Genomic DNA, 10,189 nt, shown 5'->3' with positions numbered 1-10,189 from the left:
ACCGTGCTGCAACTCAGACGCCGTATACATGGCCGCAACCGAAATCATGCCAGCATCAACCGAAAATCTCTTGCCCCGCGGGAGCCATCCATACATGACCACCTGCCTGATCTCGCGTAGCGGGTGTCGCTCCGGGATGCGCTGCTCAAGATCGACATAGTTGAACAGTGACCCGCTCGTCTCGTCCATCCCGCGCATCTTCACCCCCGACATTATCGTGCAAAGGGTGAATCATGTTCTCAAATCGTTGTCGAGGCAGGACTATTTCAGCAGCCTGCTAATGGACATTATTTCCTGTGTCCGACATCCGACAAGCGGCGCGGATCGCATGTCGGGGTTTGCAGTATTTCAGATATTCAGATAAAACTTTTCATTACTTTGCAAATTTGCCGAATTCCGTTTGGTTTCGCGGGCCCGGCGTCCTAATGTGCGCGGCAGAGAGAAGGGGAGAGCCATGAAAGACATTCTTCAGGAACTCGAAAGCCGCCGTGCCGAAGCCCGGCTTGGTGGCGGGCAGGGGCGCATCGAGGCGCAGCACGAGCGCGGCAAACTCACGGCGCGCGAGCGCATCGAGCTGTTGCTCGACGAGGGCAGTTTTGAAGAATTCGACATGTTCAAGGCGCATCGCTGCACCGATTTCGGCATGGAGAAGAACCGCCCCTATGGCGACGGGGTGGTGACCGGCTGGGGCACGATCAACGGGCGCATGGTCTATGTGTTCAGCCAGGATTTCACCGTCTTCGGCGGGTCCCTGTCGGAAACGCACGCCGAGAAGATCTGCAAGATCATGGACATGGCGATGCAGAACGGCGCACCCGTGATCGGCATCAACGATTCGGGCGGCGCGCGTATCCAGGAAGGCGTGGCAAGTCTTGCGGGCTATGCCGAGGTGTTCCAGCGCAACATCATGGCGAGCGGCGTGGTGCCGCAGATCAGCCTTGTCATGGGACCATGCGCGGGCGGTGCTGTCTATTCGCCGGCGATGACCGATTTCATCTTCATGGTGCGCGACACCTCCTACATGTTCGTGACCGGCCCCGATGTGGTCAAGACCGTGACCAACGAGGTGGTGAGCGCCGAGGAACTGGGCGGTGCCTCGACCCACACCCGCAAGTCGAGCGTCGCCGACGGGGCCTTCGAGAACGATGTCGAGGCACTGGCCGAGGTGCGGCGACTGGTGGATTTCCTGCCCCTGAGCAATCGCGAGAAGCCGCCCGTGCGTCCCTTCTTCGATCAACCGGGGCGGGTCGAGCCGAGCCTTGATACCCTCATCCCCGACAATGCCAACACGCCCTACGACATGAAGGAATTGATCCTCAAGGTCGCCGACGAGGGCGATTTCTACGAAATTCAGGAAGATTTCGCGAAGAACATCATCACCGGCTTCATTCGCCTCGAGGGGCAGACCGTGGGTGTCGTGGCCAATCAGCCGATGGTGCTGGCGGGGTGTCTCGACATCGACAGCAGCCGCAAGGCCGCGCGCTTCGTCCGCTTTTGTGACTGTTTCGAAATCCCGATCCTGACCTTTGTCGACGTGCCCGGTTTCCTGCCCGGCACGGGGCAGGAATTCGGCGGCGTCATCAAGCATGGTGCGAAACTGCTCTTTGCCTATGGCGAGGCGACGGTGCCCAAGGTCACGGTGATCACCCGCAAGGCCTATGGCGGGGCCTATGACGTGATGGCGTCCAAGCATCTGCGCGGCGATTTCAACTATGCCTGGCCAACCGCGGAAATCGCGGTGATGGGGGCAAAGGGGGCGACCGAGATCATCTATCGCGCCGATCTGGGCGATGCGGACCGGATCGCCGCGCATACCGCAAGCTACGAGGACCGTTTCGCCAACCCCTTCGTTGCTGCCGAGCGGGGCTTTATCGACGAGGTGATCCAGCCGCGCTCGACGCGGATGCGGGTCAGCCGGGCCTTCGCCAGCTTGCGCAACAAGAAGTTGAGCAACCCTTGGAAAAAGCACGACAATATTCCGCTCTGAGGGAGAGGGGAAAGGGGAAAGGGGGCGCTGCCCCCGTCGCCCTTGCGGGTGCCCTCCCCGGAGTATTTCAGGAACGATGAAACCGGAGGCTGCAAGACCATGGGCCGCGACCGCTGGCATGTGATCGAGGAGGGGGGGGCGCTGACGCTGGCGCGGCGCTTGCCCGTGCGCTTCGATCTGGCGGCCGAGACGGTCTTGCCGGACGCGGTCGGGCGGCGCAGGCTGGCGCATCTGGTGCGGCAGGATCTGTGGCGGATGCTGCGGCACGTGCGGGGGTTCGCGCCCGTGGTGCGCGTGCGGCGCGTGGCCGAAGGGCTGCATATGGTGGCGGGGGGCGCGGTGGTGGGCCGTGTGCCGCCCGGCGCGCAGGCGCGCGTCACATGGCTTCTGGACGATCCGCGTCATCGGGCGCGATGGACAGGTCGGGCATGATGAGGCGGGCCGTGATCGTGCCTGCTCTCGTGCTTGGCCTTGCAGCCGCAGCGCAGGAGGAGGCGCTGCGGCTGCCCTCGGGGCTTGAGGCGCGGTTTCATGAGGTGCTGACCGATCGCCCCGAAGGCGGCGGGCTGATCTACCGGTTCCGCTATGTGGCCGGGGCGTTTGACGGGGGGGCCGGACAATTGGCGGTAATCGGCGACGATCTGACATGGCTTTGCGAGAGCCACGCCCTGCCGCGAATATCCATTATCGGGCCGCAGCCGAGGCAGGTGGTGATTTCGCTGGCCGACCGCGAGTCGGTATTCGGGGTCTATGATCCCGAGGTGACGCAAGTTTTCGAGGCCTTTCGACCCGAGGGCGGGGCCTGCATATGGGAGATGTTCTGACATGCACGCGCAATCAATGGGGACGCTGACGCAGGGGAAGCCGGAGAGTGCGGCTTTGCGGACACAATCGCGCGCGATCGTGCTTTCAATATGTTCAAATCGCTCGATTTCCGCTAGCGTGAGATCAGGTTGCAAGAAAGCGACCTTTACCTCGCCAACAAGGCGGGCTAAGGCCATGTGCCGGCGCACGCCGTTCACCGCAGAAACGAGAGACAGGAGTTTTACATGTCCAAGACCCTCAAGAGCGTCCTCGCCCTTGGCTTCATCGCAGTTGTCGCAGCTTGCGCGCAGCCGGCCGAAGAAGAATTCGTTGTGGTCGAGCCGATCACGACCGAACCGGTTTCGACCGGCAAATACAAGTAAGCCTTTCGAGGCTGGCGCGAAGCGGGCGGCAGCGCCCGCTTCGCCGCAATCCACCGCGCATCGCCCCTGCCATCCGGGGGGCGCATCATGCTGAAGCATCGCGGTTTTCCCGGGCGTTTGCCGGGAACGGATTATCAATTCACCATTCGCCGTGGCAATCCCAAAGGCATTACGCCGCTGGTTGCGCGCGAGCGTTATCGGGACCGCAAGCCCATAGATCGCCGCGCCGACACGGAGTTCGTGCGCGCGCTCTGGCTCTGTTTCGGTGATCAGCCGTTCGAGCGCGGCAATCTGGATGCAGGGCGCCTGAGCTGGCTGTTCGGGCGCGAGGTCAAGCCCGCAGAAGAGCCGTTCGACCCCGAAAGCTATGAGGCGCTTCTGGTGCTTGATCTTGACGTGGCGCGGGCGTCGTTTCCGGATGTGTTCGACGGAGCGGCGCGATGATGGGCGGTGCGGCACCCGATCGGCGCGATTTCGCGCATGGCACCGGCCGATGCGCGGGGCTTCGCCGACGGCGCGGTTTGCGCGATATCGGGCTTGGTGCGCGACGGTCGCCGTGCAACCATGAGGCGTGTAACGGTGGCCTGTTCCCCAGCGGCCCGTGCCGTTACCCTTCCCCTCTCGGGCGGCCCTGCGGCGTTTTGCAGGCCGCCCGTTTTTCCGTTCACAGCCGTGTTTTGCCGGGGCGTTTGCCCCTGCGCCACGCGTAGTTCAGTCCCGATCCGGCCCCTGGTCCGGGGTGTCCGAAAGCAAGCAGAGGAACCGCCGCAATGTTCAAGAAAATCCTGATCGCCAACCGGGGCGAGATCGCCTGCCGCGTGATCAAGACCGCCCGCAAGATGGGTATCGCTACGGTGGCGATCCATTCGGACGCCGACCGTCATGCGCTCCATGTGCAGATGGCGGATGAGGCGGTTCACATCGGTCCGTCGCCCGCCTCCGAAAGCTATATCGTGATCGACAAGGTGATGGCGGCGATCCGTCAGACCGGGGCCGGGGCGGTTCATCCCGGCTATGGGTTCCTGTCGGAAAATCCGCGCTTTGCCAAGGCATTGGAGGCCGAAGGCGTGGCCTTTGTCGGCCCGCCGGTGGGCGCGATCGAGGCCATGGGCGACAAGATCACCTCGAAGAAGATTGCCCAGGGTGCGGGCGTCAGCACGGTGCCGGGCTATATGGGCCTGATCGCCGATGCCGAGGAGGCCGTGACGATCTCCAACCAGATCGGCTATCCGGTGATGATCAAGGCCAGCGCGGGCGGCGGCGGCAAGGGGATGCGAATCGCCTGGAACGACGAGGAGGCGCGCGAAGGGTTTCAAAGCTCGAAGAACGAGGCGGCCTCGAGTTTCGGCGATGACCGCATCTTCATCGAGAAATTCGTGACGCAGCCGCGCCATATCGAGATCCAGGTGCTCTGCGATTCTCATGGCAACGGTGTCTATCTCGGCGAACGCGAGTGCTCGATCCAACGCCGCAACCAGAAGGTGATAGAAGAGGCGCCGAGCCCGTTTCTGGACGAGGCCACCCGGCGCGCCATGGGCGAGCAGGCCGTGGCGCTGGCCCATGCGGTCGGCTATGCCAGCGCGGGCACAGTGGAATTCATCGTCGATGGCGCGCGCAACTTCTATTTCCTCGAGATGAACACCCGCCTTCAGGTGGAGCATCCCGTGACCGAACTGATCACCGGGGTCGATCTGGTGGAACAGATGATCCGGGTGGCGGCGGGCGAGAAACTGTCCTTTACCCAGGACGATGTGACCCTGACCGGCTGGGCGATGGAAAGCCGCCTCTATGCCGAAGATCCCTATCGCGGCTTCCTGCCCTCGATTGGCCGTCTCACCCGGTACCGCCCGCCCGCAGAGGTGGCCGCCGGGCCGCTCCTCGATACCGGCAAATGGCAGGGCGACGCGCCTGCCGGGGACATGGCCGTGCGAAACGATACGGGCGTCTACGAGGGCGGCGAGATCTCGATGTATTACGACCCGATGATTGCGAAGCTCTGCACCTGGGGGCCGGACCGGGCCTCGGCCATCGAGGGGATGCGCGTGGCGCTCGACAGCTTCGAGGTGGAGGGGATCGGTCATAACCTGCCCTTCCTGAGCGCGGTGATGGATCACCCCAAATTCGTGGCGGGCGAGATGACCACAGCCTTCATCGCCGAGGAATTTCCCGATGGCTTCGAGGGCGTGACCCTGCCCGACGACATGCTGCGCCGCATCGCCGCCGCGAGCGCCGCCATGCACCGGGTGGCGGAAATCCGGCGCACGCGCGTTTCGGGGCGGATGGACAATCACGAGCGGCATGTGGGCGAGGATTGGGTGGTGGCCCTTCAGGGGCAAAGCCACGCGGTCACCATCGCCGCCGACCGTGAGGGCGCGACGGTCCACTTTGCCGACGGGGCCGCGCTGCGGGTCACGAGCGACTGGACGCCCGGCGATCAACTGGCGCGGCTCGACGTGGACGGCACGCCGCTCGTGCTCAAGACCGGCAAGATTTCGGGCGGCTTCCGCATCCGCTGCCGGGGGGCCGACCTCAAGGTGCATGTGCGCACGCCGCGTCAGGCGGAACTGGCGGCGTTAATGCCCGAGAAACTTGGCGCTGATACATCGAAACTGCTGCTCTGCCCGATGCCGGGTCTGATCGTGAAGGTCATGGTCGAGGAAGGGCAGGAGGTTCAGGAGGGGCAGGCGCTCTGCACCGTGGAGGCGATGAAGATGGAAAACATCCTGCGCGCCGAACGCCGTGGCGTGGTGGCCAAGATCAACGCAGGTCCCGGTGACAGCCTGGCGGTGGACGACGTGATCATGGAATTCGAGTGAGGGGATGACCGCCCTGCGCCTCCATATCCGCCCCGTTGGCGCTCTGCTCTGTCTGGCGGCGCTCGTGGCCTGTGCGCGCGACAGCGAGGCGGCGCAGCGCGGGCGGCTGGCGGCCTGGGTCTCGCTGGGTCAGACGCTTTCGTTCGCGGCGCGGCGGGACTGTGCCGTGGGGGTCTATGCGGTGGTGACGCGGGCCGTGAAGGCCGCGCTGCCCGTGACCGACAGCGCACCCTCGATGCGCCGTGCGCTCGAGGCGCGGGGTGTGGCGGCGCTGGCGCTTGCGGGGCAGGGCGGCGATGCCGCGCTCTTGGCGATCACCAATCACGACCGCGCCACCGGCATGGCGATGCGGCGCGCGGCACTCGAGGCGCGTGCCTGCATGGACGCGGATGTCGAGGGGCGGTTCCGCGCGGCGCTTGACCGCCCCGGCACGGTGGTGGGCTGGGACACGGACACGCGGTCGCTCATGCTCATGGTGCCCGATGCGGGCTGGCTCCTGCTGGTTCAGGGAGAGGGCTGAGCGATGCCGGATCAGCTGCGCCCCGGTCGCCCTTCGCGCAATTCCTGCTGGCGCACCGGCAGCTTGTCGATGGTGCGGGTGATCTCGCGCACCTGCCATGGCGTGGGCTTGCGCAGGTGGATCACCCCGTCCTTGCCGATGAGCACAAGGCCAAAGCCGCGCGGGCGCAATGTCGTGCGGATGTCCGAGCGTGCCGAGGGATCGGTGTCGGTGATCACGACGACATCACGCTCGTCAAGCACGGCAGAACGCTCGGTCAGATATCCCATCTGTTCGATGAAGCGCGGATCGGCGGGGGTATCGGCAAAGACGACGAGCGGGCGTTTGAGCCAGAGAAAATCGTTCAAATTGACATCTTCCGCCGGGAAGATGAACGGCTTGGCGGTGCTTTCGCCGGTCTCTCCCGCAGAGGCGACAGAGGCGGTAAAGGCAAGCAAAACAAAGGCGAAGACGTGTTTCATGGACTCTCCTGCTGGCTCAGATATAGGCGGGCCGGGCGCGAAAGCGAAGCCTGAATGGGCGGGGCGACAAAATTCCTTGCGGTTAATCCCGCGCTCACGGGTTTGCGGCAGGCTGGCATGTGAGGCCATGCGCCATGGGGGCGCGGCAGGGCAAGGGGCACGCGCGGTCATGGAGATCATCCTGCATCTGGGGGCGCATCGGACCGCCACCACGAGTTTTCAGCACTATGCGCGCGCCAATGCGGGCGCACTCGCGGCGCAGGGTATCGGCGTCTGGGGACCTGATGTCACGCGCGCCGGCGTGCTTTCGGGCGTGATCCCGCAGGCGGGCGGGCACGCCACCATGGCCCAACTGACGCGGGCGCGCGGGCGCATCGCGCTGCGGCTCGAGGCGGTGCGCGCGGCGGGGATCACGCGCCTTGCGGTCAGCGACGAGAACATGATCGGCGCGCCGCGGCGCTGCCTGCGCGCGGCACGGCTCTACCCGGATGTGGGCGAGCGGGTGGCGCGCTTTGCCCATGCCTTCGACGGGCGGATCACGCGCGCGGTGCTCTCGATCCGCGAGCCGGATGCGTGGTGGTCCTCGGTTCTGGCATACGGTGTTGCGCGCGGGCATCGGTTGCCCCTGCCCGGCGATCTCGACCGGATGGTGACGGGCGGGCGTCCCTGGCGCGCAGTGATCACGGACATCGCCTGCGCGCTGCCGGGGGTCGATCTGGTGATCCTTCCGCATGAGCATTTCGCCTCCCGCCCCGAGACGCGCCTGGCCAGCATGACCGGGGTAAAGGTGCCGCGTCGCGGGGCGCGGATCTGGCTGGGGCGCGCGCCCGATCTTGCGGCGCTGCGCCGCGCGGTGGCGCTGCGCGGCGGCGATGCGGGCCTCTTGCCCGAGGGCGAGGGGCGCTGGCAGCCGTTTGACACTGCACAGCGCGCGGCGCTGCGCGACTCATATGCCGACGATCTGTTCTGGCTCGCCGCCGGGGCGGACGGATTGGCACGACTGGCCGAGGAAACCGGGCCGGATCAGGCGGGGACACATCCGCCGGCCGCCCAGATGAAAAGAGGACAAGACCATGACTTCGAAACACGACATCTGGCGTGATCTGGCCACCAAGGAGATGAAGGGCCGTTCGCCCGACGATCTCACCTGGCACACGCTCGAGGGCATCCCCGTGCGCCCGCTTTATACCGAAGAGGACGTGGCGGACCTGCCGCATATGGGCACACTGCCGGGGGCCGCGCCCTTTACCCGGGGGGTCAAGGCGACGATGTATGCGGGCCGCCCCTGGACGATCCGGCAATATGCGGGGTTTTCCACGGCCGAGGAATCGAACGCCTTTTACCGCCGCAATCTGGCCGCCGGGCAGCAGGGCGTTTCGGTCGCCTTCGATCTGGCCACCCATCGCGGCTATGACAGCGATCACCCGCGTGTCGAGGGCGATGTCGGCAAGGCGGGCGTGGCGATTGACAGCGTTGAAGACATGAAAATCCTCTTCGACGGCATCCCGCTCGACAAGGTGTCGGTTTCCATGACCATGAACGGTGCGGTGATCCCGGTTCTGGCCAGCTTCATCGTCGCGGGAGAGGAGCAGGGGCATGATCGCGCGCTGCTCTCGGGGACCATCCAGAACGATATTCTCAAGGAATTCATGGTCCGCAACACCTATATCTATCCGCCTGCGCCCTCGATGCGGATCGTGTCGGACATCATCGGCTACACGGCCCTGCACATGCCGAAATTCAACTCGATCTCGATTTCCGGCTATCACATGCAGGAGGCGGGCGCGAACCTTGTGCAGGAACTGGCCTATACGCTGGCCGACGGGCGCGAATATGTGCGCGCGGCCATCGCGGCGGGCATGGATGTGGACAGCTTCGCGCCGCGCCTGTCGTTCTTCTTCGCCATCGGGATGAATTTCTTCATGGAGGCGGCGAAGCTGCGCGCCGCGCGGCTCTTGTGGCACCGGATCATGACCGAGTTTGGCGCGAAGGATGAGAAATCCAAGATGCTGCGCACCCATTGCCAGACCAGCGGTGTCAGCCTTCAGGAACAGGACCCCTATAACAACGTTATCCGCACCGCCTATGAGGCGATGAGCGCGGTTCTGGGCGGCACGCAAAGCCTTCATACCAATGCGCTTGACGAGGCGATTGCCCTGCCGACCGAGTTCTCGGCCCGCATCGCGCGCAATACGCAGTTGATATTGCAGGAGGAAACCGGCGTGACGAAAGTGGTCGATCCGCTGGCAGGCTCTTACTACGTCGAAAAGCTCACCCATGACCTGGCCGAAAAGGCCTGGGAACTGATCTGCGAGGTCGAGGAGATGGGCGGCATGACCAAGGCGGTCGAGAGCGGAATGCCCAAGCTGCGCATCGAGGAGACGGCGGCGACGCGGCAGGCGATGATCGACCGGGGCGCAGAGGTCATCGTCGGCGTCAACAAGTATCGCAAGGATAAAGAGGACCCGATCGACATTCTTGATGTCGACAACGTCAAGGTGCGCGGGAGCCAGATCGCCCGGCTGGAGCGCATCCGCGCCAGCCGCGACGAGGCTGCCTGTCAGGCGACATTGGACGAATTGACGCGCCGCGCGCGCGAGGGCGGCAATCTTCTGGACGCGGCGGTCGAGGCCGCCCGCGCCCGCGCCACTGTGGGAGAGATCAGCATGGCATTGGAAAAGGAATTCGGACGCCACCGCGCCGAGGTGCGCACGCTCGCGGGCGTCTATGGCGCGGCCTACGAGGGCGATGCAGGCTTTGCCGCGATCCAGCAGGACGTCGAGACATTCGCCGAGGAAGAGGGGCGGCGGCCAAGGATGCTCGTGGTCAAGATGGGGCAGGACGGGCATGACCGGGGCGCCAAGGTCATCGCCACGGCCTTTGCCGATATCGGCTTTGACGTCGATGTGGGTCCGCTCTTCCAGACGCCCGAAGAGGCGGCGCAGGACGCCATCGACAACGATGTGCATGTGGTGGGCATCTCGTCGCAGGCGGCGGGGCACAAGACCCTGGCACCCAAGCTCATCGCGGCGCTGGCCGAGCGCGACGCGGGCGATATCCTCGTGATCTGTGGCGGGGTGATCCCGCAGCAGGATTACGATTTCCTGAAAAAGGCGGGGGTCAAGGCGATCTTCGGCCCCGGCACGAATATCCCGGAGGCGGCGCGCGATATCCTCGCGCTGATCCGGGCGACCCGCAAGTAGGCGGCAGGCGGCGGG

The 10,189-nt window shown here is 65.0% G+C and carries 11 protein-coding genes; 9 read left to right on the top strand and 2 right to left on the bottom strand.

All coding sequences use genetic code 11. The annotated features are described in order from the left end of the window. The coding region (locus ACSSV8_RS07405) for a hypothetical protein (RefSeq protein WP_454282000.1) at nt 1-198 on the bottom strand (198 nt) is incomplete at its 3' end. A gap of 256 nt (nt 199-454) precedes the next feature. Here ACSSV8_RS07405 and ACSSV8_RS07400 point away from each other — a divergent pair. The 7 genes from ACSSV8_RS07400 to ACSSV8_RS07370 all read left to right on the top strand — a co-directional run bounded on the left by ACSSV8_RS07400 (nt 455) and on the right by ACSSV8_RS07370 (nt 6,510). Continuing rightward, on the top strand, nt 455-1,987 hold the full coding sequence (locus tag ACSSV8_RS07400; RefSeq protein ID WP_354539675.1) for an acyl-CoA carboxylase subunit beta: 1,533 nt from the start codon (nt 455-457) through the stop codon (nt 1,985-1,987). A gap of 99 nt (nt 1,988-2,086) precedes the next feature. Continuing rightward, nucleotides 2,087-2,419 (top strand): hypothetical protein, encoded by a 333-nt coding sequence (locus tag ACSSV8_RS07395; RefSeq protein ID WP_354539674.1) that lies wholly within the window; start codon nt 2,087-2,089, stop codon nt 2,417-2,419. Further along, the gene (locus ACSSV8_RS07390; protein WP_354539673.1) at nt 2,416-2,811 is read left to right on the top strand and encodes a DUF6497 family protein; all 396 of its coding nucleotides are present in this window, start codon (nt 2,416-2,418) and stop codon (nt 2,809-2,811) included. The genes ACSSV8_RS07395 and ACSSV8_RS07390 overlap by 4 nt, the downstream gene beginning before the upstream one ends. Before the next feature lie 225 nt (nt 2,812-3,036). Beyond that, complete coding sequence (locus tag ACSSV8_RS07385) at nt 3,037-3,174, top strand: hypothetical protein (protein ID WP_354539672.1); 138 nt, start codon at nt 3,037-3,039, stop codon at nt 3,172-3,174. Between the two features lie 87 nt (nt 3,175-3,261). Further along, nucleotides 3,262-3,618, top strand: a complete 357-nt coding sequence (locus ACSSV8_RS07380) for a hypothetical protein (RefSeq protein WP_354539671.1) — start codon at nt 3,262-3,264, stop codon at nt 3,616-3,618. Nucleotides 3,619-3,944: 326 nt separating this feature from the next. Beyond that, on the top strand, nt 3,945-5,990 hold the full coding sequence (locus tag ACSSV8_RS07375) for an acetyl-CoA carboxylase biotin carboxylase subunit (protein WP_454281999.1): 2,046 nt from the start codon (nt 3,945-3,947) through the stop codon (nt 5,988-5,990). Between the two features lie 4 nt (nt 5,991-5,994). Further along, the gene (locus ACSSV8_RS07370; protein ID WP_454281998.1) at nt 5,995-6,510 is read left to right on the top strand and encodes a hypothetical protein; all 516 of its coding nucleotides are present in this window, start codon (nt 5,995-5,997) and stop codon (nt 6,508-6,510) included. A gap of 11 nt (nt 6,511-6,521) precedes the next feature. Here the strand turns inward: ACSSV8_RS07370 and ACSSV8_RS07365 are convergent, their stop codons facing one another. Beyond that, entirely contained in the window at nt 6,522-6,971 is a 450-nt protein-coding gene (locus tag ACSSV8_RS07365; RefSeq protein WP_354539668.1) for a DUF4174 domain-containing protein, read from the bottom strand. Nucleotides 6,972-7,140: 169 nt separating this feature from the next. On the opposite strand from ACSSV8_RS07365, the gene ACSSV8_RS07360 reads away from it, so the two are divergent. Both ACSSV8_RS07360 and scpA read left to right on the top strand, forming a co-directional pair. Then, nucleotides 7,141-8,073: a hypothetical protein gene (locus ACSSV8_RS07360; RefSeq protein ID WP_354539667.1), complete on the top strand. Its 933-nt coding sequence runs from the start codon at nt 7,141-7,143 to the stop codon at nt 8,071-8,073. Next, nucleotides 8,045-10,174: a methylmalonyl-CoA mutase gene (gene scpA, locus ACSSV8_RS07355; protein WP_354539666.1), complete on the top strand. Its 2,130-nt coding sequence runs from the start codon at nt 8,045-8,047 to the stop codon at nt 10,172-10,174. The genes ACSSV8_RS07360 and scpA overlap by 29 nt, the downstream gene beginning before the upstream one ends. Nucleotides 10,175-10,189: the final 15 nt, after the last annotated feature.

The organism is Roseovarius sp. MBR-79, assembly GCF_053628555.1.
This window is presented reverse-complemented; position numbering and strand designations above follow the sequence as displayed.